Annotated in this window: 23 protein-coding genes; 6 read left to right on the top strand and 17 right to left on the bottom strand. The window is 67.6% G+C overall.

The window, feature by feature from the left end:
* Positions 1–8: 8 nt before the first annotated feature.
* The 6 genes from OHA77_RS31050 to OHA77_RS31025 form a co-directional block, all read right to left on the bottom strand.
* On the bottom strand, positions 9–506 hold the full coding sequence (locus OHA77_RS31050; protein WP_406312923.1) for a MarR family transcriptional regulator: 498 nt from the start codon (positions 504–506) through the stop codon (positions 9–11).
* Between the two features lie 86 nt (positions 507–592).
* Positions 593–1,438, bottom strand: coding sequence for an alpha/beta fold hydrolase (locus tag OHA77_RS31045; protein ID WP_406312922.1), 846 nt, complete (start codon positions 1,436–1,438; stop codon positions 593–595).
* Complete coding sequence (locus OHA77_RS31040) at positions 1,435–1,995, bottom strand: anthrone oxygenase family protein (protein ID WP_406312921.1); 561 nt, start codon at positions 1,993–1,995, stop codon at positions 1,435–1,437. Before OHA77_RS31040 ends, OHA77_RS31045 begins: the two co-directional genes overlap by 4 nt.
* Positions 1,996–2,032: 37 nt before the next feature.
* On the bottom strand, positions 2,033–2,329 hold the full coding sequence (locus OHA77_RS31035; RefSeq protein ID WP_406312920.1) for a hypothetical protein: 297 nt from the start codon (positions 2,327–2,329) through the stop codon (positions 2,033–2,035).
* A gap of 27 nt (positions 2,330–2,356) precedes the next feature.
* Complete coding sequence (locus OHA77_RS31030) at positions 2,357–3,211, bottom strand: NAD(P)H-binding protein (protein ID WP_406312919.1); 855 nt, start codon at positions 3,209–3,211, stop codon at positions 2,357–2,359.
* A gap of 277 nt (positions 3,212–3,488) precedes the next feature.
* Positions 3,489–4,484 (bottom strand): zinc-dependent alcohol dehydrogenase family protein, encoded by a 996-nt coding sequence (locus OHA77_RS31025; protein ID WP_406312918.1) that lies wholly within the window; start codon positions 4,482–4,484, stop codon positions 3,489–3,491.
* Positions 4,485–4,589: 105 nt separating this feature from the next.
* On the opposite strand from OHA77_RS31025, the gene OHA77_RS31020 reads away from it, so the two are divergent.
* Complete coding sequence (locus OHA77_RS31020) at positions 4,590–5,597, top strand: AraC family transcriptional regulator (RefSeq protein WP_406312917.1); 1,008 nt, start codon at positions 4,590–4,592, stop codon at positions 5,595–5,597.
* Here OHA77_RS31020 and OHA77_RS31015 read toward each other — a convergent pair.
* On the bottom strand, positions 5,488–5,907 hold the full coding sequence (locus tag OHA77_RS31015) for a TolB family protein (protein ID WP_406312916.1): 420 nt from the start codon (positions 5,905–5,907) through the stop codon (positions 5,488–5,490). The genes OHA77_RS31020 and OHA77_RS31015 overlap by 110 nt on opposite strands.
* A 356-nt stretch (positions 5,908–6,263) precedes the next feature.
* Between OHA77_RS31015 and OHA77_RS31010 the strand changes: the two genes are divergently transcribed.
* Positions 6,264–7,682 carry a hypothetical protein gene (locus OHA77_RS31010; protein ID WP_406312915.1) on the top strand — a complete coding sequence of 473 codons (1,419 nt, stop codon included), beginning with the start codon at positions 6,264–6,266 and terminating at the stop codon, positions 7,680–7,682.
* 150 nt (positions 7,683–7,832) lie between these two features.
* Here OHA77_RS31010 and OHA77_RS31005 read toward each other — a convergent pair whose 3' ends face one another.
* Together OHA77_RS31005 and OHA77_RS31000 are read right to left on the bottom strand one after the other, a co-directional pair.
* On the bottom strand, positions 7,833–8,453 hold the full coding sequence (locus tag OHA77_RS31005) for an L-threonylcarbamoyladenylate synthase (protein ID WP_406312914.1): 621 nt from the start codon (positions 8,451–8,453) through the stop codon (positions 7,833–7,835).
* Positions 8,454–8,563: 110 nt separating this feature from the next.
* Positions 8,564–9,412 carry a hypothetical protein gene (locus OHA77_RS31000; RefSeq protein WP_406312913.1) on the bottom strand — a complete coding sequence of 283 codons (849 nt, stop codon included), beginning with the start codon at positions 9,410–9,412 and terminating at the stop codon, positions 8,564–8,566.
* A 501-nt stretch (positions 9,413–9,913) separates the two neighbouring features.
* Between OHA77_RS31000 and OHA77_RS30995 the strand changes: the two genes are divergently transcribed.
* Positions 9,914–10,873, top strand: a complete 960-nt coding sequence (locus tag OHA77_RS30995; RefSeq protein WP_406312912.1) for a helix-turn-helix domain-containing protein — start codon at positions 9,914–9,916, stop codon at positions 10,871–10,873.
* Between the two features lie 736 nt (positions 10,874–11,609).
* Here the strand turns inward: OHA77_RS30995 and OHA77_RS30990 are convergent.
* Positions 11,610–12,164 (bottom strand): hypothetical protein, encoded by a 555-nt coding sequence (locus OHA77_RS30990; protein ID WP_406312911.1) that lies wholly within the window; start codon positions 12,162–12,164, stop codon positions 11,610–11,612.
* 46 nt (positions 12,165–12,210) lie between these two features.
* A complete protein-coding gene (locus tag OHA77_RS30985; protein ID WP_406312909.1) occupies positions 12,211–12,789 on the bottom strand; it encodes a hypothetical protein in 579 nt (192 codons plus the stop codon).
* Between the two features lie 43 nt (positions 12,790–12,832).
* Here OHA77_RS30985 and OHA77_RS30980 point away from each other — a divergent pair, with 43 nt between their 5' ends.
* Positions 12,833–14,233 carry a hypothetical protein gene (locus tag OHA77_RS30980; RefSeq protein WP_406312908.1) on the top strand — a complete coding sequence of 467 codons (1,401 nt, stop codon included), beginning with the start codon at positions 12,833–12,835 and terminating at the stop codon, positions 14,231–14,233.
* 292 nt (positions 14,234–14,525) lie between these two features.
* Here OHA77_RS30980 and OHA77_RS30975 read toward each other — a convergent pair whose 3' ends face one another.
* The 6 genes from OHA77_RS30975 to OHA77_RS30950 form a co-directional block, all read right to left on the bottom strand.
* Positions 14,526–16,574 (bottom strand): dipeptide ABC transporter ATP-binding protein, encoded by a 2,049-nt coding sequence (locus OHA77_RS30975; RefSeq protein WP_406312907.1) that lies wholly within the window; start codon positions 16,572–16,574, stop codon positions 14,526–14,528.
* 29 nt (positions 16,575–16,603) lie between these two features.
* Positions 16,604–17,503 carry an ABC transporter permease gene (locus OHA77_RS30970; RefSeq protein WP_326824642.1) on the bottom strand — a complete coding sequence of 300 codons (900 nt, stop codon included), beginning with the start codon at positions 17,501–17,503 and terminating at the stop codon, positions 16,604–16,606.
* Positions 17,500–18,447, bottom strand: coding sequence for an ABC transporter permease (locus tag OHA77_RS30965; protein WP_326824643.1), 948 nt, complete (start codon positions 18,445–18,447; stop codon positions 17,500–17,502). The genes OHA77_RS30970 and OHA77_RS30965 overlap by 4 nt, the downstream gene beginning before the upstream one ends.
* A 30-nt stretch (positions 18,448–18,477) precedes the next feature.
* A complete protein-coding gene (locus OHA77_RS30960) occupies positions 18,478–20,379 on the bottom strand; it encodes an ABC transporter substrate-binding protein (RefSeq protein WP_406312905.1) in 1,902 nt (633 codons plus the stop codon).
* A 106-nt stretch (positions 20,380–20,485) separates the two neighbouring features.
* Positions 20,486–21,556, bottom strand: coding sequence for a membrane dipeptidase (locus tag OHA77_RS30955; protein ID WP_326824645.1), 1,071 nt, complete (start codon positions 21,554–21,556; stop codon positions 20,486–20,488).
* On the bottom strand, positions 21,553–22,908 hold the full coding sequence (locus tag OHA77_RS30950; protein ID WP_406312904.1) for an amidohydrolase family protein: 1,356 nt from the start codon (positions 22,906–22,908) through the stop codon (positions 21,553–21,555). The genes OHA77_RS30955 and OHA77_RS30950 overlap by 4 nt, the downstream gene beginning before the upstream one ends.
* 156 nt (positions 22,909–23,064) lie before the next feature.
* Between OHA77_RS30950 and OHA77_RS30945 the strand changes: the two genes are divergently transcribed.
* A complete protein-coding gene (locus OHA77_RS30945) occupies positions 23,065–23,829 on the top strand; it encodes an IclR family transcriptional regulator (protein ID WP_406312903.1) in 765 nt (254 codons plus the stop codon).
* Entirely contained in the window at positions 23,822–24,778 is a 957-nt protein-coding gene (locus tag OHA77_RS30940; protein ID WP_406312902.1) for an ornithine cyclodeaminase family protein, read from the top strand. The genes OHA77_RS30945 and OHA77_RS30940 overlap by 8 nt, the downstream gene beginning before the upstream one ends.
* Positions 24,779–24,783 lie beyond the last annotated feature (5 nt).

Below are 24,783 nucleotides of genomic sequence, written 5' to 3'. Positions count from 1 at the left end.
CGCGGCTGTTACTCGCGGGCCAGTTCGCTGGTGGCGTCCTGGCCGGCGGTGGTGGTGCGGCGGAGAAAGTCGACGAACAGGTCGAGTTCGGGGTCGGTGTACCGGTCACAGATCTGGTCCATGACCGAGTTCATGCCGGTATAGAGCGCGAACAGTTCCGCGTTGCGATCGCGGAGGGCGCGGACCTCGACGGCGCGGCGGTCGGACGCCTGCGGGTCGCGGTCGCGGGTGACCCAGCCGTCGCGCTGGAGTCGATCCAGAATGCCGGTGATGGTGGCGGGGTGCAGGCCGGCGCGGCGTGCCAGCGCGGTGGGGCTGAGCGGGCCGTACCGGTTGATGATGTCCAGGCAGGACAGATCGACGTCCTTGAGGTCGACGTGCGCGCTGACCTGACGGTTGAGCAAGGACAACTGGATGCTCAGTTCGCGCAGCGACTCCTTTATCGCGTTCGTCGCCCGGCGCCGACGCCGTGCCGACTCGGCCTCTTCGAGGGCGGAGGACGTCATGCGATAGGCCTTCCCGAGATCAGGTATGGCCATCGTATTATACGCAGTTCAAATGACGGGGGCGGTGAAGAGAGCCGACGTGATCGCTAGGACACGTCGCACGGGTGGATGAACTCTCGGATGATCTGAGCGAGCCTGGTCGGCTGGTCCAGAGGGATCAGCGTGCAACTGTCGTCCACCTCGACCAGTTGTCCTCGTGGGAGGAGTTCGGCGAGGCGCCGGCCGTGTTCGGGCGGCATCACCCGGTCTCCCTTCGCCCAGACCACGAGGGCGCGACGGTCGAAGCCCGGCAGTCGTTCGGCCGCGGCGAGCAAGGAGCCGGCGCCGTTCACCGCCGCGCGGAGTGCGCGTACGGCGTCGCGGCGGATCTCCGGCTGCGTCAGGACCGGCTTCAGCCAGCGGGCGGTGGCGGCGTCTCCGCGCAGCGTCAGCCACCCGAACGCGAGCGGGAGCCGCCGGAGCATCCGGATCCGCATCTGCTGCATGAACAGCCCGAACATCTGGGGCGGGAGCTTGCCGGCCAGCACGAGCGTCCTGCCTGTCAGCCCTGGTGGGAAGTTGTCGAACGCATCGCATGAGGCGAGCACGACCCGCTCCACGCGTGCGGCGCCGTCACCCATGAGCAGTTGGACGAGTGCTCCGCCGGTGTCGTTGCCGACGAGGGTGACGTCATGCAGATCGAGGCGCTCAAGGAACTCCGCGACCAGCCGCGAGACCCCGGCAAGCGACAGGTCGGCGTCGGCGTGCACGGCGTGACGGTGGGCCCCCAGGGGCAGCGTCGGTGCCACGCATCGGTGGTCGGCGGACAGGTCGGCGATCACGTTCTCCCACAGCGAGGCGTCCATCATCAGCCCGTGCAACAGCACGAGCGTGGGCCCCTCGCCGGTGTCCTCGTATGCGATCGTCCCGGCGGACAGCTCGATCTCCTTCACCTGCGTCCGCCCTCGTACGTGCGGGCGGGGGCGGAGTGGTCCGCCTGCGACCGATCGAGCAGGTGCCGGTGCAGGAAGGACTGCTTGGCATTGACGACGGTGGCCGCGACCAGCAGGGCGAAGGCGAGTACGGCCGCGACCGTGCGCACCGCGTGGGCGATCTGCCAGCGATCACGGATGTCGGCCCAATCGGCGGGAGGCGCCGTGACGCTCCAGCCGACCTGAACGCCGTTGATGGGGAGGTTGACGATGAGCGTCGTGACGAAAACGGCCACCAGCAGGACGAGCGCCGCCGCCGTCAGCCAGAAGGCACGGCCTCTCCCCCTGACCGCGAGGGCGACCAGGATCGCGGTGGTGATCAGTGCCGGAATCAGGGTGACGGAGGCGAGGATGTCCAGGCGGTCGAGTTCGATCTGCCGGACCTGGGTGTACACGGATCCGCCGTGGTTGCGCAGGGACAGCTCGAAGACGAGAACCCCGTTGACGAATCCGGCGAACAGCCCGGCGAAGGTCAGGCTCAGGAAGCGTATGTATCCGGTGAGCGAATCCATCCTCATGATCGGTTTTCCTTCTGCGAGCAGAGGTGAGCCTGACTCAGCGTGTCGAGTGGATGATGGCGGCGGGTTCCGGTCCCTTGTCCTCCTGGACGAAGTGGCCGGGGTTCTCGATGGTGGTGTGCGCCTGTCCCGCGGCCCCCGCGACGCGGTTCCGCAGGCTGTCCGGGCTGCCACCTCCTCCGAAGTCCCTGTCGCTGAACGCGACCGGGAACGGGATAGGGAGGCTCTCCAGCACCTCCCACGCCGTACGGTTCGCGGGCGCCGCCTCGAAGCACGTCTTCGGCGTGCGCGACATCTGGATGCCCTGCTGCGAACTGTGCTCTGCGTCGACCATGGTCTTCTCCTCGGTCTCTGGACGGTGTCAGTTCTGGAAGGCGGCAGCGTGGTCGGCGACCCACGCGCTGAAGGTGCGCGCCGGGCGGCCGAGGATCTTCTCCACCTCGCCGGTGACGCCCTCGGCGGGCCCGGCGCCCCGGGCGTACCTGGCCATGAGGGCCTCGACGAACGGCTTCGGGAGGCCGCGCTGGATCATGCTCTGCGCGAATGCCTCCGGTGGGATCTCCTGATAGCGCAGCGGCCGGCCGATCACCTCGCCGATGGCCGCCGTCAACTCTTCGTGGGACAGGGACCGCGGACCGGTGAGCCGTACCTTCTGGAAGGTCAACTCGGTGCTGAGCAGCGCGCGAGCGGCGACCTCCGCCAGATCCCCTTCGTGGATCAAGGGCTCGGCGAACGCGGCGTACGGGCCGCGGACGACGTCACCGGCACGGACCTGAGGGGCCCACGTGCGGAGGGTGTTGACGGCGAAGGAGGCGGACCGCAGGCTGACCCAGTCCAGGCCGCTCGCGACGGCGGCGTCCTCGGCCTCCTTGTTCCTATCCCCCTGGAAGCGGGACGGCTGGTCGGCCAGGTCGTCGTCGACGTTGACGGCCGAGAGCGCCACCACTCTCCCGACGCCGCGCTCCTTGGCGAGCGCCAGCAGGTCGGCGGCCGCTTCTCCCACGGCGCGCGGGTGGAAGAAGACGGAAGTGACGCCCTCCAGGACCGCGCTCATGGTGTCCGGCCGCGACGGGTCGCCCACGACGACCTCGACGCCGGTGGGCAGGCCGGCCGCCTGCGGGTCGCGGGTGACGGCACGCACTTTGACGCCTTCGCCGGCGAGCACGCCGACCAGGGGGCGTCCGACGGTGCCGGTGGCACCGGTTACCAGGATCATGACAGGCCTTCCTCGATCGGACTTTCTATGAGATTCATATTATATGAACCAGATACAGAGTGCGCGGCGAGGATCGGCTCGTCGCGTTGGCGGACGGGTTGCACCGCTGGGGCGTGAACCCGGTGGCGATGGATGGCACCGGCGATCACCGGACGGCGCCCTTCTCCGATTGGAGGTCGAAGGATTCGCCTGCGACCTGCTGGACGCCACGCAGACCAAGGCGCTACCCGGCTGTCCCAAGACCGACCGGGCCCGCCGGACGGCAATGAGTGGGGGTTCAGTGCCGGACGGTGAGGACGATCTTGCCGATCTGGGCGTTGGATTCCAGGTGACGGTGGGCCTGGACGACGTCGTCGAGGTCGAACGTCCGGTCGATCATCGGCGAGAGGGTCCCGGCGCGCAGGCCCGCGTTGATGAAGTGCTCGGCGCGGCGCAGCTGCGGCCGGTCCATGGTGAGCTCGAAGAAGGAGTACCAGTGGACGGCCCGGCCACGCAGGTCGGCGGCGATCGGCATCGGGATGGGGACGGGGTCGAGGGCGCCGTACATGATCAGGGTGCCGCCGGGGACCACCGCCGTGGCGACCTTGTGGATGGCCTCGCCCGCGACAGAGTCCACGGCCAGCGCGGTGCCGCTGCCGCCGGTGAGGGCGTGGACCTGCTCGACGACGTCGTCCTCCTCGGTCGCGATGACGTGTGCGGCGCCGGCCTGGAGCAGGCGTTCCTTCTTGGCACCCGTCCGGGTGGTCGCGATGGGGATCGCGCCGAGGTGTCTGGCGATCTGGATCGCGGCCAGGCCGACGCTGCTGGAGGCGGCCGTGATGAGCACGGTGTCACCGGAACGGATCCGGCCGATCTCCACCAGCATGCCGTAGGCGGTGGTGTAGGCCATCCACGTCGAAGCGCCGGTCACCGCGTCGATGCCGTCCGGGCGGCGGACGATGGCGGAGGCGGGCAGGATCGCCTGCTGGCCGTAGGTGCCGTATTCGTTCATCAGGAATGCCGGGACGGAGCCGACCAGGTCGCCCGGGGCGAACCCGTCCACTCCCTCGCCGACGGCCTCCACCATGCCGGCCGCCTCGTATCCGAGTCCGGCGGAGGGGAAGGACGGCTGGTAGAAGTAGCGGCCCGCCCGGAACAGGGCTTCCGCGCGGTTCAGGCCGATCGCGTCCACCCGGATGCGCAGCTCGCCCTTCCCCGGCTCGCCGACCGCCACGTCTTCGACCCTGAGCACCTCCGGTCCGCCGAGTTCGTCGAAGACCACTTTCTTCGTCATGAGCAATGCCTTTCTCACGGTTGAGGCAACCGTATGGCTGGCAACTGAGATGGCCAATGAGCAATCGTCTTACATATGCAAGTGATCGTCTCGTCGAGTAGGGATATGTACACTCTGACTATGGACGTGCTCAGCGACGCGGTCACCGCCATGCGCGTCGGCAGGCCGCACTCGACCTGCCATCGGCTCTACGCGCCCTGGGGCATGGGCTTCCCCCCGATCGAGGGTGGGGGCTTCCACATCGTCCTGCAGGGATCGTGCTGGCTCATCCCGCCGCGGCCGGACCCGCCACTCGCACTGAGTGCGGGTGATGTGGTGTTCATCCGCGGGCGGCACTCCCACGGCCTGGCCGACAGCCCGTCCACCCCACTCACCGCGCTCGAGTCCCTCACCGGCGAGACGCCCTTCGGGCGGGTGCGGGGCGAGGGGTCTGGCGCGGCCGCCACCCTGCTGTGCGGCGCGTACATGCTCGACCAGAGCAAGGCGCATCCGCTGATGTCGCACGTCCCGCAGATCGTCCACCTGCCGGCGCAGGTCGGGCGCCACCCGTCCCTGCGCACCGCCGTCGAACTACTGGGCAGCGAACTCGCGCGGCCACAGCCCGGGGCCGGCGCCGTCATCCCCGCGCTGCTCGACACGTTGCTGCTCTACATCCTGCGGGCCTGGATGGAGCGAGAGTCCCGGCACGGCAGGACGACCGGGTGGATCGCGGCGCTGAACGACTCTTCGATCGCGGCCGCGCTGACCGCGATCCACCAAGATCCCGCTCACCCGTGGACGGTCGAGGAACTCGGCACCCGGGCCGGACTGTCCCGGGCGGCGTTCGCCCGGCGGTTCACCGCGCTGATCGGGCAGCCGCCGCTGACATACCTGACATGGTGGCGGATGACCACCGCCGCCCGGCTGCTACGCGAGTCCGACGCACCGCTGCGGATCATCGCCGCGCAGGCCGGATACTCCTCGGAGATCGCCTTCGCCGCCGCGTTCAAACGACAGTACGGCCTCACGCCGGGGCGTTACCGACATCGCCCCGGCACGTCGGCGGGTGAGGCGAACCGGTTCCCTGCCGTCCGTCGGCCGTCAGCGGCGCCCGCACCGTTGAGTTCGCCCTGACCGCCAGGCCGGCGGAGGTGTTGTCGTACAGCGCCGCCTCTTGCCGGAAGCCGTACATGCCGCTGTTGTACAGGATGCGCCCGTCGTGGTTCCAGACGGCGTGGCCTTCGTTCGAGCCGCTGCTGGTCAGGCGCCGGAAGCCGGTTCCGTCGGGGCGGATGGTGCACACGTCGAAATTGGTGGCGCTCGTTTTGCGGGTGAAGAGGATGAGCCTGCCGTCCGGGGACCAGTCGGGCAGGTTGTCGTACTCGCCGGTGAGGACGCGCGCCACCCTTCCGATGACCGTCCCGGCGTGGCCTGGCCGCACCACCGAGTCACCCTTCCGAGGTGCCCTCGTACCGCAGGGTGAAGTACGCCGCGGCGGTATCGGCGGACGCTCATGCACACGATGCAAGGTCATGGCGGAGGAGACAGGGGGCCCTGGACAGATCCTCGATAAATCCGGAACATGATCTACATTCAGAAGTCGTTCCCCAACGAGCCCAGTTCCACAACGAACCCAGCGGGCGGACGTCTGGCGCTTCAGCGGAGGACGCCGGGCGTCGGTGAGCGGCTCGTCACCGGCCGCCGCTCAGGACCGGCCAAGCCCCCAACCCGGCTCTGATTCCGCCCCCACGGCCCGGCACACCCTCATCAGCACCATCCCCCCAACGTGAGGATCCGAGGATGACCCGTTCAAGGGCCCGGCTTTCCGTGCTCGCCATGACCGCGTCCATGCTGCTGATCAGCGGAAACGCCCGGGCGGACACGGACGTGCCGTTACCGTCGGCGATCTTCCGTGCCACGCACAACAGCTATTCCGGCAACCTCGACGGTGCCAGGAACTCCATCACCCACCAACTCGACCACGGCGTTCGCTTCATCGAGCTCGACGTCCATGACAACGGGTACGCGACAGCGCACGACTACGCCATCGGCCACGACTCGCCCGGTGATCTGGTCGACCACTCCGGCAACCCGGCTTCGAACCTTCTGCGCGACTGGCTGAACGTGATCAACACGTGGTCCGAGCAGCATCCGACCGCCGCACCGCTCGTCGTCATGCTCGACCTCAAGGACGACCTGACCGACAACCCGTCGTTCGCCGCCGGCAACCTGGCCGCGCTCAACCAGGAGCTCGTTTCCGTCTTCGGGCCGCGGCTGCTGGCGGCCGAGGACTACCCGGCGAGCCCGCCGCCGCTGGACACGGTGCGTGGCCGCGTGCTGCCGCTGCTTTCCGGCAACGGGAAGAGCCGCACGGAGTACAGACGCGACCTCGGCCGTGACCCGGCGATCGCACTCAACGCGAACGGGCAGATCGTCGAGGTGCACGACTCCGGTTCGGGGGTGCTCTGGTACTGGACCGGCACGTACGACGACGGCCGGGTGACCTGGCTCCGCCACGGGAGGTACGACAACGGCCGGACGCCCGCTGTCGCGCTGAACGACAACGGCGACCTGGTCGAGGTCCACCAGTCCCAGAACGCGACCACGCTGTGGTATCGCGTCGGCCGTCTCGGCACGGACGGCGAGATCAGCTGGTCCTCCAGCCGCCAATACGACAACGGTGTCCTGCCGTCGGTCGCGTTCACGGACCCGGCCGGCACGCGGCTGCGCGAGATCCACCGTAGCCAGGGCAGCAGTCAGAACTGGAACTGGGACGGCGTACTGGACACCGGCACGTCGACGGTTTCGTGGAGCGGGAACGCGAAGACCTCCGACGCCCGCTTCGACAGAACCACCTCGGTCCGCGGCACGTCGAGCGTGCACGTGTGGACCGGGGCGGACGGCCCGACCCCGGCGCAGACCCTGCGCGTGGACACCGACCGGTTCGCCGGCGATCGCATCCGCTACCGGCAGACAGCCTTCGACGAGTTCCAGAAGGGCGACAGCGCGGAGCTCCAGCAGGGCGCCCTGTTCTACGCCGCACCGGCGACCGAGTCCGCCTTCATCACGTCAGCGCGGCAGTCAGGGCGGCTCGTGCGCGGCTGGGACTTCGACACGGCGGCCCTGGCGACGACCCCGCCGGCCACCTATCCGGCGACCAACCATCCCTACGACGCCTGGTACGAGAACCTTCTCACCCAATCCGGCGCCGTCCGGTAGCGCCCCTGTCGGCCCCGAACACCACAGGTCCCGTCTGCCGGCACCAGGCCGCCAAGGTGGGACCTGTGGCGGCATTCGGATTACCTGGCGGCCGGAGTAGCCGCCGTCGTCTCAAGGCGGCGGCGCGGCGCGGCGCGCGGTTCCGGTCGCCTACTCGAAGAGGGACGGGTCTCCGGTGCCTCGGCGGAGGATCTCAGGCTCGCCCTGCGAGAAGTCGACGACCGTCGTCGGGGTGGCGCCGGACTCGCCGGAGTCGATGACGGCGTCCACCACGTGGTCGAGCCTCTCCTTGATCTCCCAGCCCTGCGTCAGGGGCTCGGTCTCATCGGGCAGCAGCAGGGTGCTCGACACCAGCGGTTCGCCGAGTTCGGCCAGCAGCGCCTGGGTGACGACGTGATCGGGGATCCGGACGCCGATCGTCTTCTTCCGGGGATGCAGCAGCCGACGCGGCACCTCCTTGGTCGCGGGCAGGATGAACGTGTACCCGCCGGGGGTCGCCGCCTTGACCGAGCGGAACAGCGCATTGCTTACACGTACGAACTGGCCGAACTGGGCGAAGTCCCTGCAAACCAGGGTGAAGTGGTGGTCACTGTCGAGGCTGCGGATCTCCCTGATCCGGTCGATGCCCTCCTTGTTGCCCAGCCGGCACCCCAGCGCGTAGCACGAGTCCGTCGGGTACGCGATCAGCCCGTCCGCATGCAGAAGCTCGACCACCTGGCTGATCAACCGAGGCTGAGGACTGTCCGGATGCACATCGAAGTACTTCGCCATACCTCAGAGCTTAGAAGCGGACACTCCACCCCATGACACACGGCCCGCGAAGACGGCCCACAGGTGCCGGGTGAGGTGAAACCTTCGTCCCGGTCACTGTCGCGGTGATGTCATCGAGGGCGAGCCGGACGATGCCCGGAGGTCGAACCTGCCAGGCCCTCCCCCGGGCCCTGAGGTTCAGCCTTGGGGTAGATGATCAGAACGTCCTCGCTCGACTTGAGCCGGATGGGTTCCCTGGGGACGGCCAGGACGAACGTGTCGCCTTCGCGCCTTCCTGCCAGTACATAGAAGCAGTCAGGGCGCTCAGTCAAGATCCAGACATCCCTGTATCTCATGGTGTAAGTGCTGTTCTTCACCTCCTCGGCTCTGAACCTGCTGGGAAGGATCTTACCTTTGGCCCGTATCTCGACTACCTGGTCGGTCGGAGGGTCGGCCAGCAGTCGGCGTCCGTGCTGTTGACCGGCGAAGGCTCCGTACAAGGCCATTGTGGCGATCAGGAAAATCGTCGCTACGACCGCGGACATGCCGAAGAGAAGGCGCTGTTTCGCCCGGGACGGCCACACGATGCAGACCATTCCGAGGCCCAGCAGCGCAAGAACCAGGGCGCTGTTCAAGTCACCGAGTGCACTTCGGTGGCCTAATCCTCGCATCAGCAGGATTACCAGGCCCGACGCAAACAGTAGTCCGCCGAGCAATCTTGAGTTGCAAAACGCTCCTATCATCGGGAATCGGCCGATCACTCGCCTGCGAATGCCGGGCAAGAACGTCGCGATGACCATCAGAATCGCGAGTACCGGCAAAACCGGTCCAGGAATGGCGCTCAGTCCGAAAAACGCATACTCGTGCGGGCCGAATCCCATACGGATGGCTGCTAGATGAAACGGCTTCAGCATCCCGGTCATGTATTCCCAGCCGGTATAGATCAGGCCGCCCAGTCCCGCGGTGATTGCGAGTCCCACCACGGCCACCTGGCCCTCGTGGATTTCCGTACCGGTCGGAGGGGCCGCAGGATCGGGAGAAAAGCTGCGGTGCAGCCGGCTCCGAAACCGCCGGCTTATGGTCTGGCCATCGAGGCCCCCGGCGTCGGTCACTGCGTCGCCCACTCGTCGCTGCCATCGACGCCGGACGGCCAGGCCGAACCGAGATCCGAGAACCAACCGTCGTCTGATCCTCCGCCGCCTGATCCTCCGCCGTCTGCAGAGGAATCGTCGCCGCAGCCCGCAGACAGCGCTACGAGCAGTGCGAGCACCAACGCACCCACGCCGAAGCGAGTTTTCTTACGCATCAGCCACCCCCTGCCGACCCTGGCGTCGGCGTTCGATGAACTCCGGTAGATAACGCCGCGCAAAGCGCCGCAGTTCCTATATAGGCGGCAGGAAAGCTGTCCGGCTGGCCTTGGTGGTGTCCGGCCTGAGAAACTGCGGACGTCCGAGGTGTCCGGCAGGCTCGCCGTCCCAGGGGTGGTCACGCTGAAGGCAAACAGATGGGGTCAGTTGCGCGGGGAAACCGTCGAGGGCCGCGACCTCGCCAAGGCCTTGCGGGATCTGTTGGAGGAACGCAACCTGTCGACGCGGGATCTGGCTGCGAAGATCCATCACAGTAAGACCAAGATCTCCGACAATCTGAGCGGAAGACACCGCCCGGACTGGGAGTTCGTCAAAGCGCTGATAACGGCATGTGCAGGCGAGGACGCCCAGGCACGGCTCATCCTCGTGGCCCGGTTCAAGCGCCTGTGGGAGGCTGCGGATCCGGCTCACGCGACACTCATCACACCCGATGATCCAGTCGAGTCAATCGAAAGTCAGCCGGAGGATCCGGCACCGGACGCCATCGATGCCACGCAAGAAATACCCGTGGTCCCGCCCATCGGTAGGCGAAAAACCAGAGGCACGGCAGTACTCGCGCTGCTCGCGGTCGCGGTATCGGTGACCCTGGTCATGCTCTTTTGGCCCGTTGACGCTACCAGCGAGGTACGGGGGTGCCTGACCGGGGTGTGGATACTGGACAAGGCAACATCCACGGGACCCGATCACGGGCACGTTGTCAGCTACCACATCAAAGGAGGGAAAGCCCTGATAACGTTCAACGACGACGGCAGTGGAAACGTCAAATACCACGGCCTGCAAATTGAAACAGCCTACAGCGGAGACCCTCCATGGGCTCCGATCCTGGACGGCTTCGAAGGCGTGAGCACATTCCGCTACACCGTCAACAGGGATCGAGAGGACCGCACCAGGATCTCCTACGAGGAGATCAAAAACTCCGTCGCGACCGGTAGCGAAGGGGTCGGCATCTCGGGCACCTCCGCACACCGGCCGCCGGTCTGGCTTACCAGCAGCTACGTCACCTGCACCAGAGAGTCCCTCACCCTGCGGGCACCGGATGAAGGCCGGACGGATAGCTACATTCCTGACAAATAGGCGCCAGGCCCAAAGCGATGGCCAACCACAGGTTCAGGCGCGGCGGAGTTCGTGGCGGCCTGGGCGGGCACGCTCCGGCACCCGGTCATGGTGCGGTTCGACCACGTCGGTAATGCCGATGAGACCATCTGTGAACTGCCGGACGCGCTGACCCGCCGGATCGGGTCGTCACTTCTCATCCGGCGATCGCAGGTCTGCGGGTACCGTCGTCGGCTGTGCAAACCATTCGCTTCGATCACGGAACGCGTATCACCGTCTACGACGGCAGTGACGAACTCCCGCCTCATGTCGAGCCTGTTCCGGTGTGGCTGGCGGACGAGCCTTGCCACCGCCCAGCCACTTACCGGATCGACCGGTTCGGGAATGAGGAGCGAGGATGCATTGCGGTGTGGCCGAGCGGAATCGAGCCACCCAGCGCGGCCGACGAGATCGAGGCTTGGACGGTTGGAGATCTACAAGGTGTCGTACTAGCGGTTAATCGTCTTCACTGTTGTTTCGCCTGCCGCGCATGGCACGAAGTGCTTTACGTAGAGGTCGGTGTCATGCCTCAGACGATGGAAGGAGGGCCGCATCGGCACTCCTACGAGTCAGGATGCCCAACGTGCGGAGCCGGGTTTGTGACATCACGACTCGGAGGGCTCAGGATCAACCCGTCCAGGGCTCGATGAGCTGCACACGATGGGTGCGGTACCCGGCGGCCCACTCGCGATCTGGCCACAGGCGGGATCACACATACCTAACTCGCCATGGGTTCCCATATGGGGGAGAGGTACGGCAGGCGGGCCGAGCGGTAGAGCACGACAATCAGGGCCGCGATGGCCGCGAACCAGGCGATGAGCGGGACAAGTCCCAGGTTGGCATAGCCGTACCCGGCCAGTATGCCGAGCGTGCCCAGGCCGACCACGGCCCAGCGCAGCACGTCGAGGAGGGCGGCTCTGGAGGTGTCTCCGCACGGACGGATCCGTCTGATGATGGCGTCGACAGACAGCCAGACGGCGATCAAGGCACCGGCTGTGTTGGCGAGGCCGATAACGTGCTTGACGGGGAAAACCATCAGGGGGTAGTTCCAGGGCACGACGGACGCGAACATGGGGCCAAACGAGACGCAGACCATGACGATGGCAAAGGTCCTGGCACGGCCGAAGGGGTCGTCGACGGACCGCTGCAGCTGAGCCAGCCCGGACGCGCACAAACCCCATCCGACGGGATCGAGCAGCAGGTCGAAGCCGTTGAAACGGAGGGCGCCGAAGGCGAAGACGAAACCGGTGGCGATCTTCGTGACGGGCCGCATGCATCACAACCTTCCAAATTTGTCATTGTCCACGGATAGCCGGCTGTCACCACTTCGGGCTCACCGCGTCATTGCAGACCTTGCCGGCGAGAGCTCGCTGCCAGGCGATCGGGAGACTCCCCGCAGGTCCTGTCAGCCGCGCTGAGTCCCACGTCACCTCCGCCGCCCCTGAGCCCATCCAGGTCCGGTAGGTGAAACTGACCGGCTGGGGCTCGTGTGGCACCGCCGCGCAGTCGGTGATGACGATGCGCCCCTCCAGGGTCCCGTGACCGCCGCCCGCCACGATGACCACGGGATGCTCCTCTTTCGCCTCGTCGGCTGGTAGCAAGCGGAGCCCCGGCATTTCTGCCGAGATACCGGTGATGGCGAAAGAGGCCAGCCCGTCGTTTTCAAGCTCGATAGGCAAGGTGGTGGACAGGACGCCGTTCTCGTCCACCTCGGCTCGGAGGAAGAAACCGACAGTGCTCCAGCGGATATTCGGGGTTATCGCCCCTGAAAACCACAAGACTGCTGTAACAACCACCAGCGCCAGGCAAATGGACATCACGATCCTGGGCAGCGACCGCGCATGCTGGGCGCGCCAGGTAGCGACGCCGAATTGCTGCCATATATCGCCTGAATTCACGAGATAAAATCATATATGGTGGCACTTCGTGACGATACCCCCGATGGTTTTTGGGATAGCCGCTGTGATCAGCGTGCTCGCAGCAGCCGTGCCGGTCACACAGGAGCGGCTCACCAGATTCGCCACACTGGTTGACCTTTCCGTCACAGCGGCCAACGCCCGCCAGGTCATTGACCATTTCGCCGACCTGCGCCGGTGGCGGCTGATCGCCCTCATCATCGCCGCTCCCCTGACTTGCTTTACCAATGACCCGTTTTATCTGGTCCTGGGCTGGTGTTCCGTTTCCATTCTTCGCGATGTACGGCTGCCGACCCGGGTGCCGCATACTCACGACGACGCGAAAATCTATCGGGGGGTATGGCTGCTCGGTCTGGGCGGCGCTGTGGTGGCAGGCGTCTATCTGCTGACGGACCAGGGCGTTTCTCCGACGCGTCTGGCTCATGCCGTCATCGTGATCGTGGTGGCTGCAGCCGTACCGCTCGCGGCTCGGAACCTGACCGCCAGGCCGACACCCGAAGCATCGGATGAGACGACCCAGGCCGAGTCGGCCATCCGCCGATGGTCAGTACGGAACCTCTACCTTGCGGGGACCGCGGTCGTGCTATCGGGCGCGCTGCTGACTCCCGGGCAGCCGCAGTCCGAACTGCCCGAATACTCGATGCCCAGGTCGTTCCCGGAGCACATGGCCGTCTTCACGACGGTGAACGAATTTAAAGGGCCTACCTGTCCATGGTTCGATCAGATGGACGACCCCTGCCGGTCGTGGCTGGTGAACAAGCAGCCGTTCCCACAGGCCGCGCCGTACGTCATCGGGAAAGGTGGCGCACCTCAGCGGGCGCCGTTCGTGCGCAGCCCCGACAAGAAGGCCGTCGTCTACCTGGACAGGCACGATCGCCGCATGGTGTACCAAGACACCGAGGGCATCCACCATCTCACCGGCAGTCTGGCCGACACCGAGGTGCCCACGCCCACGTTCGCCCGCCAGGGCAGGTATGTCGCCCTGGCCAAGGACGGCGCGCAGATCACCGACACCAAGAACTGGACCACGGTGTCGATCCCCGGGGCTCGACAGGTTCATGACCTCAACGAGAGCGGGATCGTGGTCACGACGGCCTCGCAGGTGCTCGTGCTCGACCGCCGAGGAAAGACGCGGATGAGCCTTCCCCTCAGGAAGATCAAAGATGCTCCCGAGGACACCTATCACCTCCGGCCGGACGGAAGGCGCTTCGTGGTCATCCGAAGCCGTGAGATGGGTGTCGAAACCTTCAACCCAGAGACCGGCAGGCGTGTCTCCAGCGTCATTCCCACGTTCCCCGGCGACGACTACCTTGACATCGGCCTCGGCTGGTCGAAGCGGGGCCCCTTCCTGGTTCGCGGCTACGAGAGCGAACGTGTCTACTACCTCGACCTGGCGACGGGCAAGCTCTGGAGACGGGAGAGGTGAACCACAGGCAGTGGACTGCCGAGGACGGGCACGCCCGGTGAACGCCGACAGACGTTGCCGGGCCATCCCCCAGTGCTGGAGCTCCGGCGGCCCAGCGTCTTCGGCGGGGACGAGACCTCGCCCGAGTTCGTTCTCCTGCACGGGCTTCCCCTCGACGGGGAGTCCTGGCAGGGAGTGCTCGGCGAACTGGACGAAGCACCCGCCCTCGTCGCCGACCTGCCGGGACTCGGCTGTTCGACCGCACCGGCGCCGCCTGACGGCCACGGGTGTCCGTCAAGCGGCGGCGAGGCGGTCAGCCGACCTGCGCGACAGCCTGCGGCTCTCGGAGCGGGAAGTGGCACGCGGCCGAGTGCCCGGGATCGAACCCGAGCAGCACCGGCTCCTCCTCAGCGCACCGGGCCTGCGCGCGTGGGCACCGGGTGCGGAAGCGGCACCCGGACGGCGGATCGAACTGGCTGGGCAGTTCGCCGGTGATGTCGACCCGGTCGTCGGCCTCTCCCGCGCCCGGGTCCGGCTCCGGGATCGCGGCCATCAGGCCGGCGGTGTACGGGTGCACGGCACGGAGATAGATGTCGTCCGCAGACCCGATCTCGACCAGCTTGCCGAGATACATCACCCCGACCGTGTCCGCCATGTACCGCACGACAGTCAGATCATGAGAAATGATGACGTAGGTGAGCGCGTGTTTGGCCTGGAGCCGCTTCATCAGATTGAGCACCTGGGACCGGACCGAGACGTCCAGCGCGCTCACCGGCTCGTCGGCCACGATCACGCGCGGGTTGAGCGCCAGCGCCCTGGCGAGCGCGATGCGTTGCCGCTGGCCGCCGGAGAACTCGTGCGGGTAGCGTTCCAGCACGCTGTGCGGCAGTCCGACCTCGTCGAGCAGCTCCCGGATCGCCTCCAGCTGCTCCGCGGCCGTGCCGATGCCCTGGGCCTCGAACGGCTCACGCAGGATGGCGCCGATGCGCATGCGCGGATCGAGCGCGTCGAGCGGATCCTGGAACATCATCTGCAGGTTGCGCCGCTGCCGGCGCAGACTCCGCCCGCGCAGCTCGTTCAGCTTGCTGCCGAGGGCCGTGACGCTGCCCGAGGAGGGCGTCTCCAACGCGACGATCATCCTGGCCAGGGTGCTCTTGCCGCAGCCGCTCTCGCCGACCAGCCCGAAGGTCTGGCCCGGCTGGACCGAGAACGACACCCCGGACACGGCCTTGACGCTGCGCGCCGAGCGGCGGAACGTGAAGCGCCCGGCCGCGCCGTACTCCTTGACGAGGTCGTCGACGGCCAGCACCGTGTCGGCCGGGCCGGCGAGCCGGTCCTCCGCCTTCGAGGCGGTCGCCGCCGGATGTGTGTCCGGGCCGAGCGGGCCTTCGACCGGGTGCCAGCAGGCCAGCGGGTGTCCCGGCCGTGAGTCGGTGAGCGGGGGCGCCTCGCGCTCGCAGCGGTCGGTGGCGTGCGCGCAGCGGTCGGCGAAGCGGCATCCGGCCGGTGGGTTGGCCAGGTCCGGAGGGGACCCGGGAATGGTGAAGAGGGTGTGCTCGCGCTGCTGGGTCAACCGCGGCGTGCACGCCAGCAGCGCCTGCGTGTACGGGTGCCGCATGCTCGTGAAGAGCTCGTCGGTGCGGGCGCTCTCCACGATGCTTCCGGCGTACATGACGCTGACCCGGTCGGCCCATCGCGCGATCACGCCCATGTCGTGGGTGATCAGCAGCATGGCCATCCCCAGGCGGTCCTTGAGGTCGTGGAGCAGCCGCAGGACCTGTGCCTGGACGGTCACGTCGAGCGCCGTCGTCGGCTCGTCGGCGATCAGCACCTTCGGCTCGCAGGACAGGGACATGGCGATCATGACCCGCTGCCGCAGCCCGCCGGAGAGCTGGTGCGGGTAGTTGCCGAACCTTTCGGCGGGACGGGCGATGCCCACCAGCGCGAGCATCTCGAGTGCCCGCTCACGCGCCTCCTTCGGGCTCGCGCCGAGGTGCAGCCTGATCGGCTCGGCGACCTGCTCCCCGATGGTCTTGGTGGGGTTGAGCGAGGTCATCGGGTCCTGGAAGACCATCGCGATCTCGTTGCCGCGGATCCGCTGGTAGTCCCGCTCGGGCAGGCCGACCAGCTCCCGGCCCTCAAGCTTGATCGACCCCTCGGTGACATGTCCGCCGGGCGGGAGCAGGCCCATGATCGACAGACCGGTCATCGACTTCCCGCTGCCGGACTCGCCCACCAGCCCGAGGGTTTCGCCCCGGCGCAGGCGCAGGTCGACGTTGTTGACAACGTCGACGGCCGACTTCCTCAGCTGGATGCTGGTGGACAGTCCTTCGATGGCCAGAACGTCACCGTCGTCGGGCATCGCTTCGCCCCTTTCCGTGCGAGCGGCCATCAGCGCCGCCTCAGCCGTACGTCGATCGAGTCGCGCAGCGCGTCTCCGACGAAGTTGAACGCCATGACGACCAGGACCAGGCAGCCGCCGACCGGGTAGATCAGCCACCAGGCGCCTTCGAACAGGTAGCTCACCCCGTTGGAGAGCTGCGTCCCCCATTCGACGTTCGGGTAGTTGAGCCCGAAGCCGAGGAAGCCCAGCAGCGACACCGCGATGATCGCGTCGGCGACCTGGAAGGTGATGTTCACGATCACGACACCCAGCGCGTTCGGGATCAGGTGCCGGGTGATGATCCGCAGTTTCGTCGCCCCCATCACGGTCGAGGCCGCGACGAACCCCCGGGAGCGCAGGGAGAGGACCTCGGCCCTGACCAGCCGGGCGGGTGCGAGCCAGGAGAACGCGCCCAGGATCAGGCTGAGCGACAGGACCGTGGAGCTGAACCGGGTGGCGGCGATCAGCACGATGAACAGGAAGGGGATCGACAGCAGCGTGTCGACCACGCGCATCATGATCCCGTCCACCACGCCGCCGATGAGGCCGGCGACCGTGCCGTACAGCGTGCCGATCGCGGTGGCGATCAATGCCGCGAACAGTCCGATCTGCAGCGACGCCTGGCCACCCTTCATGATCCGCCCGAGCACGTCGAACCCCTGCGCGTCGGTGCCGAGCGGATGACCGCCGTCCGGCGGCAGCAGGCTGCTGACCGGATCGACGGAGACCTGGTCGGTGACGTAGAGGTGGGGGCCGACGAAGCAGAAGAGGGCGAGCAGGACGATGGTGCCGAGGCCGATGACGGCGAGCCGGTTCTGCACGAACGACCGCATGGCGAGTCGCCATCCGCTCGTGGCCTCCGGCATGATCAGCGCCGGTGTCTTCTGGTCCGTTACCGTCTCGGTCATGCGCGCTGCGTCCTCGGGTCGCTGGCCGCCACCAGCAGGTCGGCCAGGAGATTGCCCAGTACGGTCAAGGTCGAGGCGACCAAGGTGTAACCGAGCAGGACCGGGTAGTCCTGGTTGTTCAGACTGTTGAAGAACAGCAGTCCCAGGCCCGGGTAGTTGAAGACCGACTCGACCACGAGGTTGCCCGCGAGCAACAACGGGATCGTCATGCCGATCAGGGTCACCAGCGGCAGGCAGGCGTTGCGCAGCAGGTGGCGGGTGAGAACCATACGCGTCGACAGCCCTTTCGCCCGCGCCACCCTGATGTAGTCCTGCGCGAGCTGGTCCAGCGCCGCGGAGCGCTGGTACCTGGAGTACAGCGCGACCGTGACGCCGGTCAGCGTCAGCACCGGCAGCAGCATGGCGCGTGGCTCGGTGAAGATCACGAATGTGGAGCTTGACTGCGAGGCCTGAGCGGGAAGGATGCCCAGCCCCAGCGCGAAGACCTGGATCAGCAGCATCGCGAAGAGGAAGACGGGCATCGAGTAGGCGACGAAGGTGAGGGTGGTCACCACGTTGTCGCCGACGCTGTTGCGCTTCACCGCCTGGAACACACCCAGCGGAACCGCTATGACGATCGCCAGAAGGAGGGCCACGCCGGCCAGCATCGCGGTCCGCCCGGCGTTCTCGGCCAGCAGCGCGTTCACGCTCTGGTTCAGCTTGTACGAGTAACCGAGGTCACCGTGAAGGAGCTTCCCCAGATAGCTGAAGTACTGCACGACGATCGAATCGTCGTAGCCGTTCTCCCGGTTGAAGGCGGCCACCGCTTCCGCGCTCGCCTGCACGCCGAGGATCGCCCGGCCGGGTGATCCGGACATCCCATGCAATATGATAAAAGTGATCACTGAGACGCCCAGGACCACGATGGCCGACGTCGCCAGCCGTCGCAGCACATACTGGATCACGCTGCCCCTCCTTCCTGTCGTTCTGTCGTGCTACTTGAGGTACCAGTACTCCGGGGTCAGCACCGTCGTCGGCAGGGCGGCGAAGGTGTCCTGCGGACCGGACAGCGTGTTCTTCCAGGCCCAGATGGTGTGCGCGTTCGGCAGCCAGAGCACGGGCAGGTCGGTCCGCAGGTGCTCGATCTCGGCCTGGACGGCCTGGCGGTCCTCGCCGTGCACCGAGGCCTGGATCAGCTCGTCGGTCTTGGGGTCGTCGTAGGCGCCCACATTGCCCGAGCCCTTGGAGTCGAACGTCCCGGTCATGGTCGGGTACGGAGTGGTGCTGAAACCACCCCAGGTCGACATGGCCCACTCACCGGCCTTCGACGGAGCCGCCGGTACGTTGTAGTTCTGGATCAGGAAGCTGAACGTCTTCGGCGCGACCGTGATCGTCATGCCCAGCTTGCGGGCTTCCGAGGCGAACGCGGTGCTCACCGCGCTGTGCAGTTGCGGCTCGCTGCGGTGGAAGAGGTTGAACTTGATCGTCTGTCCCTGCGGGATCCCCTCGCCGCACTCCGTCGCTCCGGTGCCGGGGCGTTCGCACGTCGTGGCGCCGTTCGGCACCACCTTCCACCCGTGGTCTTCGAGCAGCTTGCGTGCGGCGTTCGGGTCGTAGGGGTACGGCGCGGTGGCGACGGTGTCCGACGCGTACGGCGAGCTCGCCGGCGCCGTGCCGTAGCTCTCCGCGGCCGCGCCGTTGTACATGCCCTTGCTGGCGATGTAACCGGGCTGGTCGATCAGATGCTGCAACGCCTGCCGGATGTAGAGCTGGCCGATGAGCTTGTCGACGTTGTCAGTCGTGTCCTTGAAGTTGAGCATGATGAAGTTGAAGCCCATCCGGGGCGCGCCGTAGACGTTGTAGCCGGCGGCCTTGAGGGCCGACACCTGCCCCACGTGGCTCTGGTCCACCGTGGCCATCGTCAGGTTGCCGCTCAGGAGCTGGTTGAACTTCGCGGTCTCGGAGGTGAACGGCCGGAAGTTCAGCGTCTTGATGCGGGGCTTCTGCGAACCGGTGTACGCCTCGTTGGCGGTCATCGAGTAGAAGTTCGTGGTCACGTCGAAGCCGCTCAGCCGGTATGGGCCGTTCACCGTCTGCCAGAGCGGGTTCGTCGCGAAGCTGGCGGGATCCCGCGACGCCTTGTCGAGGTAGGTGTAGATCGCTTCGGCGTTCTTCGGCGAATTGTGGTCGAGGATCGGCCCGTCGGCCGACGCCCGGGCCCACTGCTTGGCCGGCAGCGGGATGACCGAGGTCAGCTCGTCGGCGGTGAACCACTCGGGGTTGTACGCCTCTTTCAGCTTCAACGTCAGGACGTTCGCCGAGGTCGCCTTCGCGCTCGTGACGTTGTCGGGGAACTGGCCGGGCGTGTAGCCGCCCCAGTTCGCCGCGTTCTTCTTGAGCGCCGCCTTCAGCAGGTTGATGAAGAAGACCACGTCGCCGGCCTCGACCGCGGAACCGTCGGACCAGGTGTAGCCCGGCCGCAGCTTGATGGTCACCGTCTTGTTGTCGTCGGAGAACTCCGGCAGCTCGGCCAGGCTGAGCGCCGGGTTGACCTTGGGGCTGGCGCCCTCAGGGAACCAGTAGAGCGGCCGGTACATGAGCCGCTGGAACTGGTACGTCACGTAGGTCGAGTTGAACGCGCCGGGCACGATCGGCAGCACGTAGTACGGCCCGGCTCCCGGCTGCTGCGCGATGTCGATGGTGCCGCCGTCCTTGGGCGTACCCGACTCGGCCGGCAGTTCGCCGAAGGTCTGGGATCCGGACTTGCCGCCGGCCGGGGCGCCGTTGCCGCCGGCGGCGGCCTTGCCGTCGTCGCTGCCGCCGCTGCACGCCGCGAGCGGCAGGATGGCGGCCAGTGTCGCCGTGACGAGTGCACGCCGGGTGCGACTGCTGCTCATACTTGCCTCATCGCGGCTTGATATCCGTTGTATCGATCGGTGTTCACGTCGCCCGCTCCTCTTGCCGTGTGCGGGGGGAATGTCACGACTCGCTGGTTGGCGGCCGTCAGCTCCCCCAGACCGCCTTTGCGTAGGTGTAAAAGTTCCGGCCGAGGATCTTCTCGATCCTGGCCGACGAATAGCCGCGCTTCTCCAGCAGGCGTGCCAGCTCTCGGAACTGGTCGACTCCGCGCAGGTCGACGACGAACGGGTAGGTGTCGCTCCGCTCCCCGGCCGCGGACGCTCCGGCCTGGCGGCGCTGTGCCACATGCTCGGCGAGCCGGTCCCGGTAGGCGTCCAGGTCGTCGATGGCGGTGATCGTCCCGTCGGTGCCGATGCCGACCTGGTCTTCGCCGCACACGTTGACCGCGTGCACGATGTGCTCCACCACGTCCGCGGCCCGGGCGTGCCCGGAGGCGTTGAGGAACGGCATGAAGTAGATGCCGACGAAACCGCCCTGCGAGGCGACCAGCCGCAGCTCCTCATCGGTCTTGTTGCGCGGCAGGTCGACGAGCGCCCGGCAGCCCGTGTGGTTGATCGAGACGGGCTGCCGGGACACCCGCGCGGCCTCCAGGCAGGTCTGCTCCCCGCTGTGCGACAGGTCGACCATGACGCGCTGCTCGTTGAGGGCCTCCACGACCTCTCGCCCGAGCGGCGTCAGGCCCCGGTTGCCCGGCGCCATCGAGCCGTCGCCGATCTGGTTCGCCTGGTTGTAGGTCAGCTGGATGACCCGGACGCCCCGGTCGGCGAAGGTGGCGATCCGCTCGGCCCGGTCCTCGACCGCGGCGGCGTTCTGGAAGCCGTAGATGATGCCGATCTTGCCCTGCCGCTTGGCCTCGAGGATGTCCTCGGCCGTGCGGATCTGCACCAGGTGCTCGTGGTGGGTGCGGATGATCCCGTCCCAGGTCTCGATCTCGTCGAGGGTGTGCTGGTAGGGCGGGAAGTCGCCCATCGTGTAGCCCAGGGTGACGTTGATCGCGGTCACGCCCGAGGCGTGCGCCTCCGCCAGGGTGCGCGCGTCGATGGTCAGCTGGTCGCTGGTCTGGATGAGCGCGCCGGACGCGGACGCGAGGACGTTCGGGTTGTCCAGCCCGCCGAGCGCGTTGACGACGATGTGGTCCAAGATGTCGACGCTCATCCTCGCGTCCCTTCCTTGATGATCGCGGCGGATGCCCGGTCGTAGTCCGCCCGGTCGTGGCGCCGCCCGCGCTTGACCGTCGTGACGATCTGGCGGAGGTTGTCGATGTCCTCGTACGGGTCGGCGGCGACGATCAGCAGGTTGGCCAGCTTGCCGGCCTGGACACTGCCCGTCGTGGCCTCCAGCCCCAGGCTGGCCGCACCCGCGAGCGTGGCCGCGCGGATGACCTCCTGGGGCGGCATGCCCATGGCGTGGACAAGGTAGTGGAGCTCGTCGTGGAGCGAAGGGTACCTGTCGCCGGAGGGTGCTTCGTAATCGGTTCCGGTGCAGATCGTGACGCCCGCATGGCGTGCCCGGTCGATCAGCCGCCGCAGCACGTCCTGCGCGATCCCGGCCGCGCCGGGCGGGCTGAGCGAGATCCTGGACACGACGCTCGCGGTGGCGTCGAGGATCGTGCCGTGGCGCCGCATGTCGTCGAACAGCGCGTCGACGTCTTCCACCGGCGCGTCCAGGAAGCGCTGGTAGACCACCGCGTGGTGGTCGCGCTGCCCCCGGTACACCGAAGGCTGCACGCCGGCGAGGTGGTAGGCGAGCATATGGGCGTGCGACACCACGTCGACGCCGGCCGCCACGACCTCTCCGGGCATGGCGGGGAACACCGTCGCGTGCGCCCACACCTGCATTCCCTGCCGATGCGCCTCGGCGGTGATCCGGGCGACCATCGAGGCCTCGAGATCGGCGTAGATCTTGATGGCCACGGCTCCGGTGCCCCGGGCCCTCGCGACAGCCAGTGGGAGGTCGGTCTCCTCGTCGATCGCCTGCATCCACGGCGCGGTGCCGGGTGTCGTTCCCTGCGTCACCTGCCAGGTGCGCGGATCGCTGAAGAAGCTCGGGCCGGCCATCAGCGCGGCGGAGTAGATGTCGGGGCCGGCGATCTCGCCGATCAGCGCGGCGCGTTCCAGGTCCGCCATCTGCCGCAGGTCGCCGGCCATCTCACGGATCGCGGTGACGCCGCCGTACAGCTGCCGCCGCATCGTCTCCTCCGCCTGGTCGCGGTTGGGCGGGGTGGAGAGATGCTGATGGGTGTCGATGAGGCCCGGCAGCAGGAACGCCCCCGCGATGTCGACCACCTCGGCGCCGGACAGATCCGACGAGCCCAGCTCGGCATCCGGGACGACCGCTTTGATCGTCGGCCCGTCGGTCACCACTGCCATGCCGCGCCGCACGGGCGCACCGGTCCCATCGATCAACGACACGTCGCGGTAGACCGTCACCTGTCCCGGCGCGGCGGCCGCGAACGGGGTGGGGGCCGGGTCGGTGCCCGCGATCGGTCGTTCTTCTCTGTCTGCCATGGCGATCGCTCGGTCTCCGTTCCAGAACTTCGCGGGGCGGGGGATCCCCCCAAGTCACTCTGTTACATACAACGTAACAACTGTTGCAACAGTAGCAACGTCTGATAACATGCGTCAAGCATGGAATGATGACCTCAGTGACCGTGGAGGGGGACGTTGCCCAGACCGGCCAGCTCTGCCGTAGACAAAGCCCTGGACCTGATTGAGATCGTCGTCCAGGCGAACCGCCCACTGCGCCTCAGCGAGCTGGCGAACCAGGCGGGGATGCACCGCGCCACCGCCTACCGCATCCTGGTGGACCTGGTCCGCCGCGGCTGGATCATGCGCAGCCAAGACCACTACCTGCCCGGGACCATCGTGCTGCAGTTCTCCCAGGCCGCGGCCTCGAACTCGCTCGTGGTCCTGAGCCGCCCCGTGCTCCAAACGCTGTCCGACCAGACAGCGATGATGGTGAACCTGCAGGTCCTGGAGCCCGAAGGCGGGCGGGTGATCGACGTCGTACGGCCACCGCGGCTGGCGATGATCACGGACCTGGCGGGAGAGCTGCTGCCCATCCACAAGTTCGCCGGCCCCATGGCGCTGGTCTCCGCACTGGATGACACCGCCCGGATCCCCTACCTGCGCGTCGCCGAGCAGCAGGGCCATCCCCCGGCGGCCAGGGCGGAGCTGCTCAAGGACATCGACCTGGCCCGGCGCACCGGCTTCGCGCTGGAGCGCGGGCGCAACGAAGAGGTGATCGCCTCGCTGAGCCGCGCGGTGCTCACCGGCAACGACCGGCCGATCTGCGCGCTCACGATCGTCGGCCTGGACAGCGAATTCGACGATCCCACGCTGGCGAAACTGAAAGACCACCTCACCGCCGCCACAGACGAACTGCAACGCACCCTGAGCGGCATGACCCCCGGAGCCGACCTTGACTGACACCGCAGTGAGCGGAGTTCTCGTCCTCGACCGGAACCAGACCAGGGCGGCGTTACCACCCGACGAGCTCCTCGCGGCGGTGCGCACCGCTCTGATCTCCATCAGCCGCGGCGACGCCTCCGTCCCGCCGCGCGTCGCGGCCCGCGCGCCGCAGGGACTGCTGGGTGCGATGCCGGGCTACGTCCCCCGGCTCGGACTGGCCGCCAAGCTCGTGACGGTCTTCTCCGCCGTCACGGCGGGGGGGCACGGCGCCCACCGCGGCATCGTCGCCTACTTCGACGAGGAGAACGGCCGGCCGCTGGCGGTCATGGACGCCGAGACGATCACCGCGGTCCGCACCGCGGTCACCGCGACCATCGCCATGCGGGCTCTCGCGCGACCGGACGTCACCCGGATCGCGGTGATCGGCACCGGCACGCAGGCTCGCGCCCAGATCGACCTCATCGCGTCGATGACGTCCGCGGAGCTGCTGGTCGGCGCACGTAACCGGTACAACGCCGAGCGCCTCGTCGGGGGGCTGGCCTCGGGCACCGCGACCAGCATCGAGGCGGCGGCCAAGGACGCGGATGTCGTCTTCTGCTGCACCTCCAGCCGGGAGCCGGTGCTGCACCGGTCCTGGCTCGCCGACGGCGTGCACCTCAGCTCGGTCGGCGGCTCCGACGGCCCGGAGTTCGACGCCGACACCCTGCGGGCGTCATCGCTGTTCGTGGAGTGGCAGGGCGCCGTCACCGAACCACCGCCAGCCGGCGCCTGGGAGCTCCAGGGCACCGACCCGGCGGACGCCAGCCTGATCGGAGCCGTGCTCGACGGAGGGCACCCGGGCCGACGCCTGGCCGAGGAGATGACGATCTTCAAGTCCACCGGGCACGCGGCGCTCGACGTCGCGGCGGCGTCGGTGGCTTATCAGGTGGCCCGCGAGCGCGGGCTGGGGTTCAGCGTCGACCTGTGATCCCC

It is taken from the genome of Streptosporangium sp. NBC_01639, assembly GCF_045209755.1.
GTDB lineage: Bacteria > Actinomycetota > Actinomycetes > Streptosporangiales > Streptosporangiaceae > Streptosporangium.
This window is presented reverse-complemented; position numbering and strand designations above follow the sequence as displayed.